The sequence below is a fragment of the Streptomyces sp. NPDC021096 genome (assembly GCF_040641275.1).
In the GTDB taxonomy this organism is placed as follows: Bacteria; Actinomycetota; Actinomycetes; order Streptomycetales; family Streptomycetaceae; genus Streptomyces.
This window is the reverse complement of the sequence record NZ_JBFADG010000018.1, coordinates 85,327-105,782: the sequence shown is the minus strand read 5'-3', so window position 1 is coordinate 105,782 and position 20,456 is coordinate 85,327. Positions and strand designations below refer to the sequence as shown.

The following is a 20,456-nucleotide window of genomic DNA, read 5'->3' as shown; positions in this document are numbered from 1 at the left end:
CGCTTGCCGGTCCGGGACCTCTGTCGTCGCAGTGCTACCGCGGCGCCAGCAGCCCTACGAGCCCGTCCGCGAGGCCGCCGCGCCAGCAGGCGTAGTCGTGGCCGCCGTTGAACTCCTGGTACGTCACGTCATAGCCACGTGCTTCCAGCACGTTGCGCAGGTGCCGGTTCTGCGGGAGCAGCATCCACTCCTGCAGGCCCACCTCCACGTGGAAGCGGACCGGCAGCTTCTCGCACGTCGCGTACTGCCGGGTCAGCCATTCGCTGCCGCCGTCGAACTCGGTCCCGTCCGGCCACCAGAAGGAACCCGACTGGGACAGGGCGTTCCCGAACCGCTCCGGCCTGCGGAAGGCGGCGAAGGCCGCCGTCAGACCGCCCGCGCTCTGCCCGGCCACGACGGTGCGCGCCGGGTCGTCCGTCGCCCCGTACGCGCGGGCGGCCCACGGCAGCAGCACGTCCGCCAGCCAGTCGACGAACTCCTCGCTGCAGCTGAGGTCGGCCATGCGCCGGTCGCGGCCCATGGTCTCGACGAACAGCGTCACCGTCGGCGGTATGCGGCCGTCGGCGTGCAGGTTGTCCAGGGTCGCGCCGAAGTCCAGCACGGGGCCCCACATCTCGCCGTCCAGCAGGACGGCGACGGCGTACGGGCCGCCGTCGGCGGTGTGCCCGGCGGGCAGGTGGACGCCCACGGCCCGGCCGTCGACCACACACTCGAACCGCTCCCCGCGCGGCACGGACTCCCGGCGGGAGACCCACTGCTGCGCGGGCGCGTCGGCGAGCTCCATCACTGAGGACGGGTTGCGGCCGTCACGGGCCGCGAGAGCGGGGCCCGCGGCGAGCGGGTCGGGCAGGGCGCCGTCCAGCACGCCCAGCCAGGACCGGCGGTCGGTGCGCAGGGCCTCCTCGCGGGAGCCGCGGTGCACGGAGAACTGGTACGAGGCCCGGTGATCGGCCCGCAGCCGGTGGCTGATGGCCCACACGTCGGTGCCGGGCACCTTGGCCATCAGGTGCGGGGCGAGGTCACGGGCGTGCCGGTCCTTGTCGGTCACCGTGTGCACGAGGGCGAGGACGTCGGTGGCGGGGGCGGCGGGGTCGTCGCGCCAGAGGAAGGTGACGAGGCGGTACGCCGGGTCGGCGTCGGGCTCGACGAGGGGGGTGCCGGTGCGCTGGGCGCGGGCCCAGAAGTCGTTGACGGCGCCGGGGCCGTGGGCCTCGACGGCCTCGGCGAGCTCGCGAAGCGCCGGGCTTTGGATCTCCATGGCTTCCTTTCGGTGGCAGGTGTCCGAGGGGGGAGGAGGGAGCCCCGGTCCCGCCCTTTCACCGTTTCCCGGGGCTGCGCCCCGGACCCCGGACCGCGCTTCGCGCGGTGGCCTCAAACGCCGGCCGGGCTGGATTTTCCGCCGGTTCCGGGCAACAAATCAGCCCGTCCGGCGTTTGAGGACCGGGGGTCCGGGGGGGGGGGCGGAGCCCCCGGTTCGGGAAGGGGCGGGGTGGGGAAGGACCGCCGGAGGCCCTTAGACCCGGGCTGCAGCTGACCTGCCCAGCAGTACCCAGAGAAGGAAGGGCCCGCCCAAGACGGTCGTCACAATGCCCACCGGCACCTCGACCCCGTCGAAGACGATCCGCCCCACCGTGTCCGCCACCACGATCAGCACCGCCCCCGTCAGCATCGACCCCACCACCGGCACCCGCAGCGGCCCGGCCAGCCGCCCCGCGATGACCGGCGAGGCGAGGGCCACGAAGCCCACCGGGCCGCAGATGCCGACCGCGAGGCCCGCGAGCCCCACCGCCAGCAGCAGGCACACCAGCCGCACCCGGCCCGGGGCGACGCCCAGGGAGGACGCCGTGGAGTCGTCGAAGCGCAGCACGTTGAGCTGGCGCGCGACGACGAGCGCGAGCGGTACGAGCACCGCCAGGCCGATGAGGACGGGGACGGCGACGGAGTAGCCGCGCCCGTTGAGGCTGCCGGAGGTCCACACGTACAGGGAGCTCGCGGAGTTGAGGGAGCGGCGGGAGAGGACGACCTGGGTGACGGCCGAGGCGAGCGCCGACATGGCCAGGCCGACGACGAGGACGCGGTAGCCGCGCTGCCCCAGGCCGCCGGAGACGGTGGTGACGACGAGGACGGCCGCGAGGGCGCCCAGCGGGCCCGCCCACCAGGCGCCGAAGGTGCCGGTGAGGGTCGTGGACAGCAGGACGGCCGCGGTGGCGCCGTCGTTGACGCCCAGCAGCTCCGGCGTGGCGAGGCGGTTGCGGGCGAGGGTCTGGGTGAGGCAGCCCGCGAGGCCCAGGGCGGCGCCGGCGGTGAGGCCGGCGACGATCCGCCCGAGCCGGAACTTCTGCACCATCAGCACGTCGAAGTGGTCGCCGGAACCGAAGACGGCGTTGAAGGTGCGGCTCAGGCTCATCTCGTTCTGGCCGGCGTACGCGGACAGCACGACGGCGGCCACCAGCAGCGCGGCCAGGGCGAGCGCGGCGAGCGCGGCCCGGCGCGGCAGCAGCAGCGACAGCGCGCCGCGCCGTACGACCAGGCTCTCGGAACGTTCCTTCGTCCCCTGGGCGGGGCGGGGGATGCGGGGGAGGAGCCGCCGGGGCGGCCGGCCGGCTTCCTGCGTGGCGGGGTCGGTCATGCCCATCGCGCCCATGCGCCGGGAGCGGACGATGCCGATGAGGACGGGGGCGCCGATGAGGGCGATGATGACGGAGACCGGTGCCTCGAAGGGCCGGGAGACGACCCGGGCCAGCACGTCGGCGCCGGTCAGCACGCCCGCGCCGATGAGCCCGGCCAGCGCGATCTGCGCGGTGAGCCGGGGGCCGGTGACGGCCCGGGCCAGGAAGCCGGCGAGCAGGCCCAGGAAGGAGATGGGGCCGACCAGGGCGACGGAGGACGCGGTGAGCAGGGTGACCGCGACGGCGACGACCACCCGGATGGTGGAGGGCCGGTGGCCCAGACCGCGGGCCAGGTCGTCGCCGAGCGCCAGCGCGGACAGCGGGCGGGCGACGAGCAGGGCCACGACGAAGCCCACGGCGAGCACGGGCAGCAGCCCGGTCAGCTTGTCGTAGCCCTCGACCCCCGCGAGCGAGCCCAGGACCCAGAAGCGGAACCGGTCGTAGGTCTCGGCGGAGTTGACGATGATGACGCTGGTGACGCCGCCGAAGGTGGCGCCCAGTGCGGAGCCGGCCAGGACCAGCCGCATCGGTGAACCGCCGCCGCGCCGCCCCGCGATGAGCAGGACGAGCCCGCTGGCGACGATGGCGCCCCCGAAGGCCCACAGCAGGTGGCCCATTCCGCTCTGCACCCCGAGGAAGGCGATGCCGACGACGACGCCGAGCGAGGCGCCCGCGTTGACGCCCAGCAGGCCCGTCTCGGCGAGCGGGTTGCGGGTGACGGCCTGGAGCAGGCTGCCGGACGTGCCGAGCGCCGCGCCGACGAGCAGGGCGGTGAGGGTGCGGGGGAGCCGCAGGTCCCCGACGACCAGGGACAGACGGGAGTTGTCGCGTGCGCCGTCGCGGCCGAGGAGGTAGTCCAGTACGTCGCCCGGCCCGACTTCTCCCGCGCCGACGGACAGGGAGAGGGCGGCGAGCACGAGGACGGCCAGCAGCAGGGAGGCGGAGGCGACCAGAAGGGTCCGGCGGCCGTGCGACGGTCTGGAAAGTGCCTGGTCGTCGACGGCTTCCGCCTCGGTGTCCACGTGCGACAAAGTCATAAGGTAAGGCTAGCCTAATGATATGTGAGGCCCGGAGGGCCTCAAGGGCATCGGCATGCGAATGCGGACACACCGCAATAAAGTGGGCGTCGTTCCGCAGTCGTCCCCCGAGGAGAGGCGCATGCCCACCCGAACGCTGAAGGACAAGGTCGTCGTCATCGGGGGCGCGTCGAGGAACCTCGGCAGCCTCGTCGCGCGGGAAGTCGCCGCCGACGGCGCCAAGGTCGTCGTCCACTACAACAGCCCCTCCTCCAAGGAAGGGGCGCAGCAGACCGCCGACGCGGTCAGGGCGGCGGGCGGCGAGGCGGTGGTCCACGAGGCCGACCTGACGCAGGTCTCCGAGGTCGAGGGGCTCTTCGAGGTAGCGGTCGGGGCGTTCGACAAGGTCGACTGCATGGTGAACACGGCCGGCATGGTCATCAAGAAGCCGATGACGCAGGTCACCGAGGCCGAATACGACAGGATGTTCGCCGTCAACTCCAAGGCGGCCTACTTCATGATGCAGGAGGCGGCCCGGCGGCTGGAGGACGGCGGGAAGATCGTCACCATCGTCACCTCGCTGCTGGCCGCCTACACCGGCCTGTACTCCGTCTACGCGGGCAGCAAGGCGCCCGTCGAGCACTTCACCCGGGCCCTGTCCAAGGAGCTGTTCGGCCGCGGCATCTCGGTCAACAACATCGCCCCCGGACCGATGGACACCGGCTTCTTCTACCCCGCCGAGACCGACGACTCGATCGCCTACCACAAGTCCTCGGCGATGAACGGCGAGCTCACCAAGATCGAGGACATCGTGCCCTATGTGAAGTTCCTGCTCACCGACGGCTGGTGGCTCAACGGGCAGACCCTCTTCGTCAACGGCGGCTACACCACCCGCTGACCGGCGGGCCCGGCCTCCTCGAAGGCGAACAGGCGCACCACCGGCGGGATGAGGCAGCGCGGGTCCCCGGGCGGGCCGTCCAGGACCTCCACGAGCTGGCCGTCCATCAGGTCACCGATGATCCGGTGCGCGCGGGCCACGCTGCACCCCAGCGTCGCCGCGGCGCTGTGCGGGCTGAAGTCCGGCGTCCGGTCCGCCGCCAGCGTCCGCAGCGCGGAGCGCGTCCGCGCGTCCAGCGCGCCGAACGCCGCCGCCATCACGGACCGCACCGTCAGATCGCCCGAGCTCAGCTCCCGCAGCCGGGTCCGCGGATCGTGCAGCACCTCGTCGGCGAGCGTGCGCATCGTCCAGTGCGGCCGGGCCAGCAACCGGCAGCCGACCACCCTCAGGGCGAGCGGCAGATGGCCGCACCACTCCGCCACCAGGGCGGCGTCGGAACGCTCCGCACGGACGCGGTCCTCCCCGAGCATCCTCGCCAGGAACGCGAGCGACTCCTCGGGGCTGAAGGGAGGCGCCTCGACGCACTCGGCGCCCGCCAGCGCCGTGAGCCGGCGGCGGCACGTCGCGATGACGGCCGACTCGCCGACCGCCGGGCGGGCGCAGCGGATCTGCCCCTCCGAGACGGCGTCGTCGAGCACGATGAGCACCCGTCTGCGCGCCAGCACCGCCCGCAGCCTGGCGCTGGCCTCCTCCAGCGGCGCCGCCGCGCCGTCCGCGGCCCCGAGCGACTGCAGGATCCGGCGCACCACCTCGTGGGGCCCGTGCGCGGGCCGGCCGGCCGGGGCCAGGTCGACGTAGATCTGGCCGTCGGGGAAGCGGGAGCGCGACAGGTGGGCGGCGTGCACGGCCAGAGCGGTCTTGCCCGCGCCGGGAAGGCCGACGACGAGCGTCAGCCGCTGCCCGGACGGCGGTGCCCCGGCGGGCCGGCGCCCCCCGGGGGACAACGCGCTGCCCAGCCGCCGCAAGGCCTGCTCACGGGCGGTGAAGTCGGGAATGTCCGGCGGCAGTTCACAGGCGGGAGCGAAGCCGTCGAACGGCAGCGGATCGCGCTCCGGCGCGAGCCGGGCGGCCCTGGCCGCTTCGACGAGCCCCCGGGCGCCCTCCCCGCCCCGGCCGAGCGCCCCGGCCAGCAACTCCACGGACTTGCGCTGCGGACGACCGGTCCGGCCGCGCTCCATGTCGCTGATGGCGCGCACGCTCAGCCCCGACGCGCCCGCGAGCTCCGCCTGGGTCATGCCGGCCGCGAGCCGGCAGCGGCGCAGCAGCGGGCCGAACGAAAGCCCCTGGCCCCCGTCAACCACCTTCGATTCCCCCTCGGCCGTATACGGCTGACCCCAGGTTAGAAGCGTGGCTCCCCCAGTCAAGATGCCCCCGACCGCGCCCCTTGTCGTGCTTCACGGTGGTTGCGCACGCTCAGTGAAATCCGCCCCGAAAAGCGAGCGGCAGCGAGCCGGTGGTTCTCCGGAGGTTCCGGGCCACCGACCGGAAGCCGGCCGGCGATCGGGACGCGGGCAGCGGGGAACGCGTTGCGCGCCGCCGCCCACCGGCCCGAGGATTCCGCGGAAGCGGCCACGGGCCCGCCGTGCCGTCCACGTACCGGGAAGGTGGCCGATGGCTCCCCAGCTCGAAGCGATCGCCCGGAGCCGGAACCCCCATGCCCCGGCCCTGCGTTGAGCCGGGGCCGCGGTACGCCAAGGGCCACTGCTGCGGCGACGGATTCCTCCTCCTGCTCGACCCCGACGACCGGATCCGCCTCTGCGACGACGCCGTGCGCGCCCTGTGCGATCCACGCACCGGGCTGGGCGGCGACGCGCTGCTGCGCCTGGTCCGGACCCCGCGCGACCGTCCGCCCGGCAGGCCGCGCGGCGACTGGTTCGCCGACGTGCGCAACCCCGACGGCTCCCACGCCCTGACGTGCGGCCCCGGCCTCGGCCTCGTCGCCCGCTACCTCACCGCGGTCGGCCTGGCCCCGCCGGGGGAGATCCGGCTCGGTACGCGCGGCGGCGACGCGCGCGCCACGGTCGGCGCCGGCGGCCGGACGACGGTGGAACTGCCGCCCCCGCGCATCCTCGGCCCATCCGAGGTGACGCTGGACGGGTACGCCTTCACCGGGACGGCCGTGGCGCTGGACAGCCTGCACCTGGTCTGCCCCACCGAACTGCCCGTGTCCGGCCTGGACCTGACCCGCGAGCCCCGGCTCGACCTGGCCGACTTCCCGGACGCCTCCGGCGCCATGGTCCCGGACGTGGCCCTGTCGTTCGTCAACGTCCTGCCCACCGGCAGACTCCGCGTCCGCGTCCACCGCCCGCGCCTGGGGGAGTTGCCCTCCCGCGGCAGCGCCGTGTGCGCGGCGGCCGCGGCGGTCCAGCACACCACCGGCCGTGGGGGCCCCTCGGTCGTGGAGAGCGCCTCGGGGCCGCTGTCGGTCACCCTCGGCGGGAACGAGCCGACGCTCCTGACGGGCCCGGCCGGCATCACCTCCGAGGGCGTCCTGGACGCCCGCTGGCTGGCCTCGCTGTGAGCGGGGGCGCTCCCGGAGACGAGGGCGAACGCCGTATGGACAACGGCGGGCGCGGTGCCCAAGGTCGTAGCGGACCCACCACCGCGACCGAGGGGAAGTCATGCGCCCGCTTCGAGCGACCGGCAGACCGTGGATCGTCCCCCTGCTCCTCCTGCTCGTGACCGCCGTCATGGCGCTGCCCGCCCTGCCGCACCGCGCCGGCGGCGGCACGGAACCCGCCGCCGCGGCGGCCCGCGACAGCGGCGGGGGCGCACCCCGGCCCCAGGCCCGGGACGTCGTCCTGGCCGTGCACGGCGGCGCGGGGACCGCGCTGCGGCGGGAGGACACCGACGCCCGGACGGAGAAGGCCTACCGCGACGGGCTCGCCGCCGCGCTGCGCGCGGGAGCGAAGGTGCTGCGCGACGGCGGCGACAGCGTGGCCGCCGTCGAGGCGGCCGTGCGCGTCCTGGAGGACGACCCGCTGTTCAACGCCGGCAAGGGCGCGGTGTTCACCGAGGACGCCGGCCATGAACTCGACGCCTCGGTCATGCGCGGCTCGGACCAGGCGGCCGGCGCCGTCGCCGGAGTGCGCCACGTACGCAACCCCGTCTCCGCCGCCCGCCTGGTGATGGAGAGGACCCGGCACGTGATGCTCGCCGGCGAGGCGGCCGACGCCTTCGCCGCGCGCAGCGGGCTCACGCCCGTGACGCAGGACTACTTCTGGACCCAGCAGCGGTGGGACGAACTGATGAAGGCCAAGGGGACGCGCCCGGCGGCACGCACCCCCGGCGCGAGCACCACCGGCACGGTCGGCGCGGTCGCCCTCGACACCCGCCGCGGTCTCGCCGCCGCCACCTCCACCGGCGGCATGACCAACAAGATGGCGGGCCGCGTCGGCGACTCGCCGGTGGTGGGCGCCGGCACCTACGCCAAGAACGGCAACGTCGCCGCGAGCGCCACGGGCCAGGGCGAGGTCTTCATCCGGGGCGCGGCGACCGCGACGATCTCCCACCTGATGGAGTTCGGCGGAATGGACGTGGCCGAGGCCGCCCACGAGGTCGTGATCCGGAGGCTGCCGAAGCTGGGCGGCACGGGAGGCGTGATCGCGCTGGACTCCCGCGGCACGTACGCCGCCCCGCACAGCAGCGAGGGGATGCTGCACGGCTATGCGACGGCCGACGGCCGGATCGTCACGCGGGTGTTCCCGGACGAGGACGACGGCGGGCGGTGAACGGGCGTCACGGGCACCGCCGGACCTGATGCGGACGTGTGGCGCCGGTCACGGGCCGGGGCCGTCATCCGGCCCGCCACCAGGGCGAATGCACGGGCCGCAAAGCTGCGTTGACGACGTTGCACTGGAGTCGTGCGGTGGGTGCGCCGAGGATCCCGTTCATGAACTCCACCGAGAAGAACCCCACCGGAACGCACCCCACCAAGGCCGCCGCGGCGCGCGACGTGCTGGCGGTCGTCAGCCAGAGCGGCCCGAGCGTCACCTTCTTCGACGCCGTCACCTACGAGCGGCTCGACGTCCTCGAAGTCCCCGCCCAGCCCCACGAGTTGCTCTTCGACGCGGACCGCCGCCTGCTGTACTGCGTCAGCACCTACGTCTCCGGCTACTACAACGCGCACCAGGGCCGGGCCCGTAGCGTCACCGTCATCGACCCCGACACCCGCACGATCGTGGACACCCTCGACACCGCGCCCGATCACGCGCCCCACGGAATCGCCCTGGACCGCGCCCGCGCCCGCCTGTACGTCAGCGTCGAGGCCACCGACACCGCGCCCGGCGGGGTGATCGTCTACGACGCGCAGACCCGCGAGCGCATCGGCAGGATCCCGGTCATGGCCGACGGACCGCACTGGTTCGCGATCACCCCGGACGGGCGCCGTGGCTACTCCACCAACAAGGAGGCGCCCTTCGTCTCCGTCGTCGACCTCGAGAGCCAGGAGTTCACTGGCCGGATCGAGGTGCCCGGCAGCGAGGGCCTGGACGTCTCGCCCGACGGCCGGTACCTCTACGTCGCCGCGCCCAAGGGCGACTTCCACACCCCGCCCGCCGCACAGCCGGGCGTACGCGTGATCGACATAGCCAAGGGCGAGGTCGTCCGCACCCTGCCCACCGAAGGAGTGGTCTTCCCCGTGCACACCACGGCCACCGGGGCCGTGCTCGCCGGGGAGCTGCGGGTGGCCGTGGAGCCCGGCAGCGTGCTCGGCAAGCAGACCGACGGCGTGCTGCACGTCTTCGCGCCGGGGACACACCGGCCGGTGGGCCAGGTGGAGGTCGGCCGGTTCCCGCTGACGATCACCTCTTCGCCGGACGGCTCAGTGGGTTACGTGTCGAACGTCATGTCCAGCACGGTGACCGTGGTCGATCTGGAGCGCATGGAGGTGATCACCACCCTCACCGTCGACCGGGCGGGCGAAGCGGGGGCCCACGGGCTGGCTTACGTGCCCGCGGCCCAGGACTGAGGCGCCGCAGGGGGTTTCGGGCGGCCCGGCGCGCCACCCGGGCGGGCGAACCGCGGCGCTGCCCGCGGTTGCGGGAGCCGTCACATGCCCTGAGGGTGGGTGTCAAGATCATCGAACCGGCGTCGCCGCCGGGGTGAGGTGACGGGCCGCGTGCTGCTGGCGGTCCGTCACCCGTGAGGAGTCGTGCATGTCCGGATACCGTGACGTCTTCCGGCGTGGCCGCGGGCGCCACCGGCGCCGCCGGCGGGCTCCGCTGAAGACGGCCCTGACCGTCTCCGTACTGGTGGCCTGCTCGGCGTACATGGCGCACGCGGTGGACGACGACCCCATGGAGTGCGGCCCCCTGGGCGGCGCCGGGAACAATCCGGCCTGCCCGGGCCAGGCCGTCGGCAAGCGCGTCGACGGCCCGGCCGGCAAGGCGGGCGGCGGCACCGACGCGGTGCCGCAGGAGGGTGACGGCGCGGGCGCGGTCACCCGGCCCCGTACCCCGGAGGCGGACGGGGTCTGGGACCGCGAGCGGTGCGGCAATACGTCCGGACGGGTGCTGCTGACGCTGGACGACTGGCCGTACAACGACCCGCAGCGGTCGGTGCGCATCGGCGCCCAGCTGCAGGCCCAGGGGGTGCGCGCGGCCTTCTTCCTCATCGGCAAGTTCGCCGCCCAGTACCCCCAGATCACCGCGACCCTGCGACAGCAGGGCCACTGGGTGGCCAACCACTCCTTCTCCCACCGCAAGCTGCCCAGCCTGGACGACGACGTCCTGCTGGACGAGATCCGCCAGGGCGTGCCCGGCAACCTGCTCCGCCCGCCCTACGGCGCCGCCGACGAGCGGGAGCGCGACGTCGCGGCCGACCTCGGCTTCCGGATCTGCAACTGGACCATCGACACCCACGACTGGGAGAAGGTCGACGGCAGGCCCCGCAGCGTGGAGGAGATCCGGGCGAGCGTCCGCGACGCCACGCCGGAGGAGAAGAACAACGGCGTCGTCCTCGGACACCTGTTCAGCAACTTCCCCGACGCCCTGCCGGGCATCATCAGCGACCTGCAGAGCCAGGGCTACGGCATCTGCCGCAACAACGGACCGGTCACCGACCAGGTCCCCTTCCCCCTCGACTGCTGACCACCGGTCAGCGGTAGCGCAGATACCTGCGGCGCACCGCCCGGAACGCCGTGAGCTCCTCCTGCCAGGCGCCGGTCACGTCGTCCGTGCCGGCCCCCGCGTCGATCATGGTGCGCAGCCGGGACGATCCGGACAGCTTGTCGATGAAGCGGTCCGGGCGCCAGGCGAAGCCGCGCCACGTCCGCTTGGCGGTGACGAGCAGCGCCACCGCCGTGCGGACCGGGTCGTAGGCGGCCCGGTCGTGGACGTGGATGTGCAGACCACCCACCGTCCTGCCCTGGAACGCGCCGAAGGTCGGCACGTAATAGGCCTCCCGGAAGCGGACCCCCCGCAGCCCGGCGGTGTTGGCCGCCTCCGCCCAGCGGCCGTCGAGGCCCTCGGCGCCGAGCATCTCGAAGGGCCGGACCGTGCCGCGCCCCTCGGACATGGTGGTGCCCTCGAACAGGCCCGTGCCCGCGTAGACCAGAGCGGTGTCGGGGGTGGCCATGTTGGGGCTGGGCGGCACCCAGGGCAGCCCCGTGGCGTCGAAGAAGTCGGCGCGCCGCCAGCCCGACATCTCCACCACCTCCAGTTCCACCGGCCGGCCGGCCGCCGCCCGCAGGAACTCGCCGTTGTAGAGCAGTGCCAGCTCACCGACGGTCATGCCGTGCGCCTGGGCGATCGGCGCCCGCCCGATGAACGTGGCGTAGCGCGGGTCGAGCACGGGCCCGTACGCCTCACGGCCCGAGACGGGGTTGGGCCGGTCGAGCACGACGAAGCGCTTGCCGGCCAGGGCGGCCGCCACCATGCAGTCGTAGAGCGTCCAGATGCAGGTGTAGAAGCGGGCGCCCGCGTCCTGGCTGTCGTAGACGAGCGTGTCGACGCCGGCCTTGGTGAAGACGTCCGCGAGCCGCTGCCCGCTCTTGCGGTAGGTGTCGAGGACGGGCAGCTTCGTCGCGGGATCGGTGTAGTCGCCCTCCGAGAGCCCCGCCTGCGGAGTGCCCCGGTAGCCGTGCTCGGCGCCGAAGACGGCGGTCAGCCGTACGCGGCGGTCGGCGTGCATGATGTCGACGACGCCCCGCGCGTCGGACGTGATGCCGCTCTGGTTGGTGATGATCCCCACGCGCTGCCCGGTCAGCAGCCGGTAGCCGTCCGCGGCGAGCCGTTCGAAGCCGGTGCGCATCCGTGGGGCGGAGCCGGCCCGGGCCGCGGGGCCGGGGGGCCCGGTGACGGCGGTCCGCTGCGCCCCGGTCGCTGCCGCCGGAGCGGCCGGCCACATCGCTCCGGTGGCTCCGGTGGTCAGCAGGGTGCGTCGCGAAACCGTCATACTTCCGCAAATTAGCTCATCAACGGCCCGTGGCCGTGTATCTCACCGGCAAGGCGTGCACGCCGCGCAGCATGAGGCTCGGCCGCCAGGTGAGATCGTCGGGATCGCAGTCGAACGCCAGATCGGGGCAGCGTCGCAGGAGGGTCTCCAGGGCGATGGACGCCTCCATCCGGGCGAGGGAGGCGCCGAGGCAGTGGTGGATGCCGTGGCCGAAGGCGAGGTGGCCGCGTGCTTCGCGGTGGATGTCGAACCGGCCGGGCTCGGCGAAGCGCCGCGGGTCGTGGGCCGCGGCCGCGAGGACCACGATCACGGCCTCTCCGGCGGGCACGGTGGTGCCGCCGATCTCGACGGGCTCGGTGGTGTAGCGGTAGGCGGCCCGCTCCACCGGGCAGTCGTGGCGCAGGATCTCCTCGACCGCGCCGGCCATCAGCGAGCCGTCGGCCCGCAGCGCGGCGAGCTGGCCGGGGTGGCGCAGCAGGGAGTGGACGCCGCTGGAGATGAGGTTGACGGTGGTCTCGTGGCCGGCGACGAGCAGGACGAACGCCATGCCCGACAGCTCGGCGGGGGACAGCCGGTCGCCGTTGTCGGCGGTGCGGGTCAGGGCGCTGAGGAGGTCCTCCCGCGGGTGGCGGCGCTTGGTCTCGATGAGGTCGGCGAGGTAGCCGGTCATCGCCTGCAGGGCGCCCATCGCCGTTTCCGGGGTCGTGGGCAGGATCATCTCGTTCGACCACGCGCGGAAGGCGGCACGGTCGGCGTCCGGGACCCCCAGCAGCTCACAGATGACGGTCAGGGGCAGGGGGAGGGCGAAGGCCTCGACGAGGTCGGCGCGGCCGAGGGGCAGCATGTCGTCGAGCAGCCGGTCGGCGATGTGCTGGATCCGGGGGCGTAGGGCCTCGATGCGCTGGGCGGTGAACTCCTTGGCGACCAGCCTGCGCAGACGGGTGTGGTCCGGGGGATCGGTCTGCAGCATGTTCACGCCGATGCTGTAGCCGCCGTCGCCGTCCCAGCAGGGCGAGTTGCGGATGTCGTGGCTCATCCGGGGGTCGGCCAGCACGGCCCGCGCCTCCTCGTGCCCGACGACGAGCCAGGCCTCGCGGGCGTCGGGGGTGAGGATCCGGTGGACGGGTCCCTGCTCGCGCAGACGGTCGTAGAGGGGGTGCGGGTCGGTGTCGAAGTCCGTTCCGGGGGGCGTCAGTTCCTCGAGCGTGGGTGCGGACACGGGCGTTCCCTTCTCCGTGCGGCGAAGTGCCGGAAGACCCAATCGGGGATCACTCCCCATTTGGCGTGCCGCGACCGTACCAGAAGAGTGGGGAGTGCTCCCCGGTAGGGGGGTGCGGTGCGGGGGAGGGGTGGGCTACGGGCGGGGCCGGCCGGACCGTTCGCCGGCGCGGTCCCCGGCGCGCTCCGCGACGTCCGCGGATTGCGGCTCGGCCCGCACCGACTGCCCGTCGGTATAGGCGGTCAGTACCGGCAGCGTGAGCACCAGCCAACAGGTGGCCAGCAACCAGCCCCCGACGATGTCCGTGGGCCAGTGGACGCCCAGGTAGACACGGGTGGCGGCCACCCCGATCGCCCACAGGGCGCAGCACGCCGCGGCCAGGCGCCCCGCCAGGGGCGGCGCCACGCGCAGCAGGGCCCAGGCCAGCAGCCCGGCCACCAGGGCGCTGGTCGTGGCGTGTCCGGAGGGGAAGGCCGCCCCGGAGGAGTCCGTGACCCGGTCGGCCAGGGGCGGCCGCGGCCGGTCCACCGTGACGCGCAGGGTCATCCGCACCAGCTGTCCGAGGGCCAGCACCGCCACCGACGCCAGGACGACCCTGGCCCGGCGGCAGGCGATCCAGCCCGCCAGCGCCGCCAGGGCGTAGGCGACGACGCCCGTCCCCGTGTCGGTCAGGAGCACCGCGGCGTCCACGACGGTGGCGGACCGCCGCTCGAGCGCCGCGTCGTGCAGCGCCGCGTCCAGGGAGAAGGGCACGCCCCGCGCGGCCACCACCAGAGCCGTCAGCACGGCCAGCGCCAGGACCGCCGGTATGACGATCAGCCAGGCCCGCCGGGAGGGCCGGGGGCCGGTCACGCGGCGGTCAGCAGGAGCGGCCGCAGCCGGCCCTTGCGCGCCCGTTCGACCCATGGGGTGCCCCGGGTCGCGAAGACGGTCAGCGGTACGGCCAGCGCCACCCCGAGCAGCGCGCCGCCGGCCACGTCGTGCGGGTAGTGCATGCCGATCCAGACCCGGGAGGCGGCCATGGCCACGGCCGCCAGCACGGCCACCGCGCCCAGGCGCCGCTCGACGAGCCACAGCGCCGCGGCCGCCGCGAAGGCGATCACCGCGTGGTTGCTCGGGAAGGACCAGTCGCCCGGGGCCGGGCACGACTCCAGCGTGAAACTCCCCGGTATCGACCGGCAGGGCCGCTCCTCGCGCACCAGCGTCCTCAGCATCATGTCCACTCCGTAGACGACCGCCACCACCAAAGGCGTGGCCAGCGCCCTGGCCATCATCGGGGAGTCCGAGCGCCGCGCCTGCCACCAGGCGGCGAGCATCAGCGCGGCGAACAGCCCGAGGCCGAAGGCCGACCACGTGGTGACCGTATCGTTCAGCAGCCAGGGAGCGTGCTGCGCGTCCCGGGTGATCTGCGTGTAGAGACCGCCGTCGATGCCCGAGCCGTCGAAGACGGGGAGCCCCGCGACCGGGAGTCCGGGAAGCGCGGGGAGGTGGACGTGGAGCTGGAGGAGGGCTATGCCGTTCATCGTCCTCCTCCGTCGGAGCCGGCGGACGCGCCCGCTTCCGCGGCGGCCCGGCGGCGGCCGCGCAGCAGCTCCAGGGCGAGCGGCAGCAGCGAGAGCGCGACGACGACGCCCACGATCGGCAGCAGATAGCGGTCCACGTCCGGCACGACGGACCCCAGACCGTAGCCGGCGAGGACCAGCCCCACCGTCCACAGCAGACCGCCGGCCACCTGCCAGAGCGCGAACACGCGCGGCGCCACCCCGAGCGCACCGGCCAGCGGGTTGAGCACGGTCCGTACGACGGGAACGAAACGGGCCAGCACGATCGCGCGGGCGTGCCCGTACCGGTCGAGCAACTCCTCGGCCCGCGCGGCGCCTTCGCACACCTTCTTGCTGCGGGTGCGGGCCAGCAGGGTCCGGCCGCCCCGCCGGCCGAGGGCGTATCCGCACTGCGCGCCGGCCAGCGCGCCGGCCACGGACGCGATCAGCACCTGGGCGAGGTCCAGATGCGGCCCGGAGTGCGCGCCCGCCCTGCTGAGGAGGCCCGCGGTGAACAGCAGCGAGTCGCCGGGCAGGAAGAAGCCGACGAGCAGACCGGTCTCGGCGAACAGCACGACGGCGATGCCGAGCGCGCCGAAGGCCGCCAGGAGGGAAGAGGCGTCCAGGACGTTGACGGCCAGGGCGTGAGCGGATGGTACGAGCACGAGTGCGAGGCCTCCCATGATCGGGGGCGGGCGTGTGGCCGGCCCAAAGGAATTGCCGGGCAAGCTGATTATCCGGATCACGGTGGGCAGTTCATTTCGTCGCCGCCCGGAGATACAAGAATCCCCCCGCCCCGGGGCCCGTACACCCGGAGCAGGGGGATTCCATGGAACCGCGGGGGTCGTCAGTGACCGCCCTCGTGGTGGTCGTGACCGTGGTCGTCCGAGCTGTTGCCCGAACCGTTGCCCGAAATGATCGGGATCTCGTCCAGGAGGTGCGACAGCGGGTCGTCGCCGTCGTTGATCGTCGAGTTGTCCGTGCACTGCTGCTGCTGCTGGGACGTGAGGATCGGAATGTCCTGGAGGTCGATGGGTACCGCCCCGAGGAGGCCCTGCAGGTTGATCTTCCCGATGCCCAGGCACGGCTTGTTGAGCGTGCCCTGGATCAGGCTCATCTGCGGGCTTTCCACGCCCCCGGTCTTGGTGTTGCCGTAGCCGGTCTTCGCACCGTTGCCGTTGGCGACATCCTGGTCGTTGCCGATGGCCATCGCGGGGGTGGTGATGGCGCCGACCGCGGAAGCAGTCACCGCGGCCGTGGCGAGTACCTTCTTGAGCACGTCTATAGCCTTTCGATCGACCGGTGATTCCCACCGGGAAGCGACCTGAGTAACTACAGGCGAATTGAGAAGTTCCGGATTTTCACTCATTCGCGCCAGCGGGCCATTTGCGGGCCGGGGCGGTCAACTCCGTATTAATGGACGCCTTCCGAAGGCGCGGCGTTCAATTGAGTGACGGCGGCGGGGTGCACGCCGCCGGGGCTGGTAGCGTGCGCCACACGGCGGGTTTCTCAGCCGTCGGCCCGCTCGGACAGCGCCCCCCACACGATGCGTCCGGGCGGGCTTTTGGACGCCCGGTGAATCGACCGTGTCGACGGTGCCGATGGAGGAGTGTCTGCGTGACCGTTGAATACATTCGCTACCGCATCGCCGAGCCCGACCGCCGTACCGCCTTCGAGAAGGCGTACGCGGCGGCCGCCAGTCATCTGTACGCCGCGCCCCAGTGCCTGGCCTACGAGTTGTCGCGCGGAGTGGAGGAACCCGAGCGCTACATCCTGCGCATCGAGTGGTCCTCGGTGGAGGACCACGAGCGGGGGTTCCGCGGCGGCCCGCACTTCCCGCCCTTCCTGGCCGAGGTCCGGCCCTACGCCGACGACATCGAGGAGATGCGGCACTACGAGCGGACCCTGGTCGTCGACAAGCGCCGAATGTGAACGGCGTGTGACGCGCGCCACTGTCGTCGGGGCGGTGGAACGCCGCCGGGGCGTATACCCTCGGGGATGTGAACATGCTCGTCAAACGCCGCCACGTGGACTTCGTCCGTGTCACGAGCATGTCCTGTCGCCGCTCCGGCTGATATGTACGCCTGTGCCCAGCCCGCTTTCCGGGCCGAGGCCGCGTCTGTCTTCTTTCTGCTTTTCTGCTTCTCCTTATTCCTAGCCGCTGCCCGGCTCCGCCCTGCCCGCATACCCTGCGGCGCACCCGCGGACCGTCCGGCCACCGCCGGACGCTTACCCGGGCCCCTCACGCTGTGGACCTCTCATGATCAACGAGCTTCCCGTCCTCGACCTCTCCGCCGCCTCCGCCGGCCCCGAGGCCCGTGCGCGCTTCCACGACGCGCTGCACAGCGCCGCCCGCGACGTCGGTTTCTTCCATCTGACCGGCCATGGCATCACCCCCGCCGAGACCGAGGAACTGATGCGCACGATGCGCGCGTTCTTCGCCCTCCCCGAGGCCGACCGGCTGGCGATCAGCAACCTCAACTCCCCCCATTTCCGCGGCTACACCCGCATCGGCGACGAGCGCACCGGCGGCAGCCGCGACTGGCGGGACCAGCTCGACATCGGCGCCGAGCGCGCCCCCCGCAACCCCGGCCCCGACGAGCCCGGCTACTGGTGGCTGGAGGGCCCCAACCAGTGGCCCGACGCCCTCCCGGAGCTGCGCACCGCCGCCCTGCACTGGGTCGACCGGCTGAGCTCGGTCGCCGAGCGGCTGCTGCACGAGCTGCTCGCCGCGATCGGCGCCCCCGCGGACTTCTACGACAAGGCCTTCGCCGACCGTCCCCACCTGCACCTGAAGCTGGTCCGCTACCCCGGCAGCGCCCCCGACGGCGCCGCCCAGGGCGTGGGCGCCCACAAGGACTACGGCTTCCTGACCCTGCTCCTGCAGGACCAGGTCGGCGGCCTCCAGGTCGAGAACCCCGACGGCGACTTCATCGACGTGCCGCCGCTGCCCGGCGCCTTCGTGATCAACCTGGGCGAGCTGCTCGAGGTCGCCACCAACGGCTACCTCAAGGCCACCAACCACCGGGTGGTCAGCCCGCCCGGCACCCGGGAGCGCTTCTCCGTCCCGTTCTTCTACAACCCCCGCCTGGACGCCCGCATCGAGCCCGTGCCCTTCCCGCACGCCGACAAGGCCCCCGGCGTCACCCAGGACGAGACGAACCCGCTGTTCGCCGAGTACGGCCGCAACGAGATCAAGGGCTGGCTCCGCGCCCACCCCGGGGTCGCCCGCCGCCACCACGCGGACCTGCTGGAGGGCGCCGCCACGCCCGCCGTCTGACGCCGAGATCACACCCCCAGCCAGACAAGCCCGCTGATCAAGGGTTTATAAGGTATTCGCTGGGAATGACCTTCGTATGCGCGCTGATGCGCGACGGGGGACCACAGGGGGTGTGATCATGAGCGTTCGGTTGGGGACGGGCATCGGCTGGCGGCCGGAGATCGCGGAGGACATCGCACAACTGCCCGGCGTCGACTGGGTGGAGGTGGTGGCGGAGAACCTCTGCCCGGGCCACCTCCCCGACGCCCTGCGGCTGCTGCGCGAGCGCGGCACGACCGTCGTCCCGCACGGGGTCTCGCTCGGCCTCGGCGGCGCGGACCGGCCCGACCTGCGCCGGCTGGTCGCGCTCGCCGACCTGGCCGACGCGGTCGGGGCCCCGCTCGTCACCGAGCACATCGCCTTCGTCCGGGCCGGGGGCGCGCTCACGCGATCACCACGGATCGAGGCGGGGCACCTGCTGCCGGTGCCCCGCACCCGCGACGCGCTGGACGTGCTGGTCGCGAACGTGCGCATGGCACAGGCCGCGCTGCCCGTCCCGCTCGCGCTGGAGAACGTCGCGGCGTATCTGACCTGGCCCGGCGAAGAGCTCAGCGAGGGCCGGTTCCTCGCCGAGCTGGTCGAGCGGACCGGCGTACGGCTGCTCGTCGACGTCGCCAACCTCCACACCAACCACGTCAACCGCGGCGAGGACCCGGCCGCCGCCCTGGACGAGCTGCCGACCGAGGCCATCGCCTACGTCCACGTGGCCGGCGGCTTCGAGCGGGACGGCGTCTGGCACGACAGCCACGCCCACCCCGTCACCCGGCCCGTCCTGGACGTCCTCGCCGCGCTGTGCGAACGGGTCGAACCGCCCGGGGTGCTGCTGGAGCGCGACGACGACTTTCCCACGGCACAGGGGCTGGCTGCGGAGCTGGACGCCGTGCGCTCGGTGGTCGAGGGGGTGCGCGAGCGTGTCTGACCACGGCACCGGCACCGACGAGGCCCGCGAGCGGCTCGCACAGGCCCAGCTCGCCCTGCTCTCCACGCTCGTCGCGGACGCCCCGCCGCCGGAAGGCTTCGACCACGAGCGGCTGGAGGTCCAGCGCCGCGCCCTGCTCCGCAAGCGCACCGGCGTCGTCGCCAAGGTGGCGCCCGCCCTGCCCGAGATCCTGGGCCAGGACTTCCGGCGCCTGTTCCTCGCCTACGCCCGGGGCCGGCCCATGAGCGAGGGCTATCAGCGCGACGCGCTCGACTTCGCCCGCCATCTGCTGCACACCGGCGCCGTACCGCAATCCCAGCGGCCGCCGCTGACGGCCTGGGTCGCGGAACGGACCGCCTCGCCCGCACCGACCGCAGGCCCGCTGCACCGCCTCGCCACGGCCCTGCGCATCCACCGCGCCGCCGGGCGTACACCGCGCTGAACGAAAGGCACTATCAATGATCGTCGCTGTGACGGTGGCGCTGCTTGCGCTGTGCGCCCCGACCGCCTGGCTGGTCCGCATACGACTGACGGCACGCGGACCGCGCCGCCCCCTCTTCGAGGCCGGCCGGGCGGACCTGCTGCACATGGCCTATCTGATGGGCGGCGCGGGCCGGGTCACGGACACCGTGATCACGAAAATGGAGAGCGACGGCCGCGTCACCGTGAAGAACGGCAGGGTCAAGGTGGCCGACCCCGTCTCCGGCAATCCCATGGAGCGTGCGCTGCTGAAGCAGTGCGACAAGGACTGGAGCCGGTCCCTGCGGGCGCTCCGCGCACAGATGCGGCGGGACGTCGCCCTGGAGTCGATCGACCGCGCGCTGGTGAAATCGGGTCTGCTCCTGACGCCGGAGGTCCGGCGGCTGTGGCCCCGTGCCGCCGTGGCGCAGAAGGCGGGGCTGGTCGTCGCGGCGGTCATCGCCGTGGTGCTGCTCTTGTGGTCCGGCCCCCATCCGGCACCGTTCGTCCTCCTGGCCCTGATCGCCCTGGGCGTCGTGGCGGGCGTGAAGTGCCGGCCCCGCAAGGGACTGGTTCCCCGCACCGATCACGGCGAGCGCGTGGCCCGTGAGCTGCGGATGTCGGGGCCGTGGAGCGTCCGCAACCCCGAACTCCACCCGGAGGGACCGGCGGGAGTCGTCGCCGTCAGGGGCACCGGAGACCTGACCCAGCCGATGCGCGGAGAATTCGACACGGCGACCAAGGCGGCCGTGCGGCGCGCCGCACGTTCCTCCCACAGCCCTTCCGGGGACTGGCGCAGCGCCTCGTCCTGCTCGACCTCCTCCTCGTCCTACACGGCGGTCCTCGTGGGCGCGTCCTGCGACTCGGGCGGGAGCGGCGAGGCCAACCACGCGAGTGACGGCGGCGGTTCGGGCGGCTCGGACGGTTCCGGTTCGTCGTCGAGTTGTTCGAGCGGTTCCAGCTGCTCGTCCGGCAGCTCGTGCTCGAGCTGCGGCGGTGGCAGCAGCTGCTCCTCCTAGGG

At 73.3% G+C, this 20,456-nt stretch carries 17 protein-coding genes and 1 pseudogene; 9 read left to right on the top strand and 9 right to left on the bottom strand.

What is annotated here, in order from left to right:
- Positions 1-34 precede the first annotated feature (34 nt).
- Positions 35-1,258, bottom strand: a complete 1,224-nt coding sequence (fes, locus tag AB0G59_RS21630; protein WP_360913909.1) for an enterochelin esterase — start codon at positions 1,256-1,258, stop codon at positions 35-37.
- A gap of 255 nt (positions 1,259-1,513) precedes the next feature.
- Positions 1,514-3,706 carry a Fe(3+)-hydroxamate ABC transporter permease FhuB gene (gene fhuB, locus AB0G59_RS21625; RefSeq protein ID WP_360913907.1) on the bottom strand — a complete coding sequence of 731 codons (2,193 nt, stop codon included), beginning with the start codon at positions 3,704-3,706 and terminating at the stop codon, positions 1,514-1,516.
- A gap of 121 nt (positions 3,707-3,827) precedes the next feature.
- Here fhuB and AB0G59_RS21620 point away from each other — a divergent pair, with 121 nt between their 5' ends.
- Positions 3,828-4,583, top strand: coding sequence for an SDR family oxidoreductase (locus AB0G59_RS21620; RefSeq protein ID WP_360913905.1), 756 nt, complete (start codon positions 3,828-3,830; stop codon positions 4,581-4,583).
- On the opposite strand, the gene AB0G59_RS21615 is transcribed toward AB0G59_RS21620, so the two are convergent.
- A complete protein-coding gene (locus AB0G59_RS21615; protein ID WP_360913903.1) occupies positions 4,568-5,884 on the bottom strand; it encodes an NB-ARC domain-containing protein in 1,317 nt (438 codons plus the stop codon). The two genes, AB0G59_RS21620 and AB0G59_RS21615, sit on opposite strands and share 16 nt — an antisense overlap.
- 353 nt (positions 5,885-6,237) lie before the next feature.
- Between AB0G59_RS21615 and AB0G59_RS21610 the strand changes: the two genes are divergently transcribed.
- The 4 genes from AB0G59_RS21610 to AB0G59_RS21595 all read left to right on the top strand — a co-directional run bounded on the left by AB0G59_RS21610 (position 6,238) and on the right by AB0G59_RS21595 (position 10,672).
- Positions 6,238-7,104 (top strand): diaminopimelate epimerase, encoded by an 867-nt coding sequence (locus AB0G59_RS21610; RefSeq protein WP_360913901.1) that lies wholly within the window; start codon positions 6,238-6,240, stop codon positions 7,102-7,104.
- 100 nt (positions 7,105-7,204) lie between these two features.
- Complete coding sequence (locus AB0G59_RS21605) at positions 7,205-8,314, top strand: isoaspartyl peptidase/L-asparaginase (RefSeq protein WP_360913899.1); 1,110 nt, start codon at positions 7,205-7,207, stop codon at positions 8,312-8,314.
- Between the two features lie 161 nt (positions 8,315-8,475).
- Entirely contained in the window at positions 8,476-9,552 is a 1,077-nt protein-coding gene (locus AB0G59_RS21600) for a YncE family protein (protein WP_360913897.1), read from the top strand.
- Between the two features lie 187 nt (positions 9,553-9,739).
- Positions 9,740-10,672: a polysaccharide deacetylase family protein gene (locus AB0G59_RS21595; RefSeq protein ID WP_360913895.1), complete on the top strand. Its 933-nt coding sequence runs from the start codon at positions 9,740-9,742 to the stop codon at positions 10,670-10,672.
- A gap of 7 nt (positions 10,673-10,679) precedes the next feature.
- On the opposite strand, the gene AB0G59_RS21590 is transcribed toward AB0G59_RS21595, so the two are convergent.
- The 6 genes from AB0G59_RS21590 to AB0G59_RS21565 form a co-directional block, all read right to left on the bottom strand.
- On the bottom strand, positions 10,680-11,978 hold the full coding sequence (locus AB0G59_RS21590) for a DUF1343 domain-containing protein (RefSeq protein WP_360913893.1): 1,299 nt from the start codon (positions 11,976-11,978) through the stop codon (positions 10,680-10,682).
- Between the two features lie 19 nt (positions 11,979-11,997).
- Positions 11,998-13,197 (bottom strand): cytochrome P450, encoded by a 1,200-nt coding sequence (locus tag AB0G59_RS21585; protein ID WP_360913891.1) that lies wholly within the window; start codon positions 13,195-13,197, stop codon positions 11,998-12,000.
- A gap of 135 nt (positions 13,198-13,332) precedes the next feature.
- Positions 13,333-14,049 carry a phosphatase PAP2 family protein gene (locus AB0G59_RS21580; RefSeq protein ID WP_360913889.1) on the bottom strand — a complete coding sequence of 239 codons (717 nt, stop codon included), beginning with the start codon at positions 14,047-14,049 and terminating at the stop codon, positions 13,333-13,335.
- On the bottom strand, positions 14,046-14,720 hold the full coding sequence (locus AB0G59_RS21575) for a phosphatase PAP2 family protein (protein WP_360913887.1): 675 nt from the start codon (positions 14,718-14,720) through the stop codon (positions 14,046-14,048). Before AB0G59_RS21575 ends, AB0G59_RS21580 begins: the two co-directional genes overlap by 4 nt.
- Positions 14,717-15,403 (bottom strand): DedA family protein, encoded by a 687-nt coding sequence (locus AB0G59_RS21570; RefSeq protein ID WP_360913885.1) that lies wholly within the window; start codon positions 15,401-15,403, stop codon positions 14,717-14,719. The genes AB0G59_RS21575 and AB0G59_RS21570 overlap by 4 nt, the downstream gene beginning before the upstream one ends.
- A gap of 182 nt (positions 15,404-15,585) precedes the next feature.
- Positions 15,586-16,017 (bottom strand): rodlin, encoded by a 432-nt coding sequence (locus AB0G59_RS21565; protein ID WP_360913883.1) that lies wholly within the window; start codon positions 16,015-16,017, stop codon positions 15,586-15,588.
- 338 nt (positions 16,018-16,355) lie between these two features.
- On the opposite strand from AB0G59_RS21565, the gene AB0G59_RS21560 reads away from it, so the two are divergent.
- From AB0G59_RS21560 to AB0G59_RS21545, 4 genes and pseudogenes are all read left to right on the top strand, one after another.
- A complete protein-coding gene (locus tag AB0G59_RS21560) occupies positions 16,356-16,670 on the top strand; it encodes an antibiotic biosynthesis monooxygenase (protein WP_360913881.1) in 315 nt (104 codons plus the stop codon).
- 328 nt (positions 16,671-16,998) lie between these two features.
- A complete protein-coding gene (locus tag AB0G59_RS21555) occupies positions 16,999-18,018 on the top strand; it encodes a 2-oxoglutarate and iron-dependent oxygenase domain-containing protein (protein WP_360913879.1) in 1,020 nt (339 codons plus the stop codon).
- Positions 18,019-18,136: 118 nt separating this feature from the next.
- Positions 18,137-19,418, top strand: a pseudogene (locus AB0G59_RS21550) (DUF692 domain-containing protein).
- Between the two features lie 16 nt (positions 19,419-19,434).
- Entirely contained in the window at positions 19,435-20,454 is a 1,020-nt protein-coding gene (locus tag AB0G59_RS21545; RefSeq protein ID WP_360913877.1) for a TIGR04222 domain-containing membrane protein, read from the top strand.
- Positions 20,455-20,456: the final 2 nt, after the last annotated feature.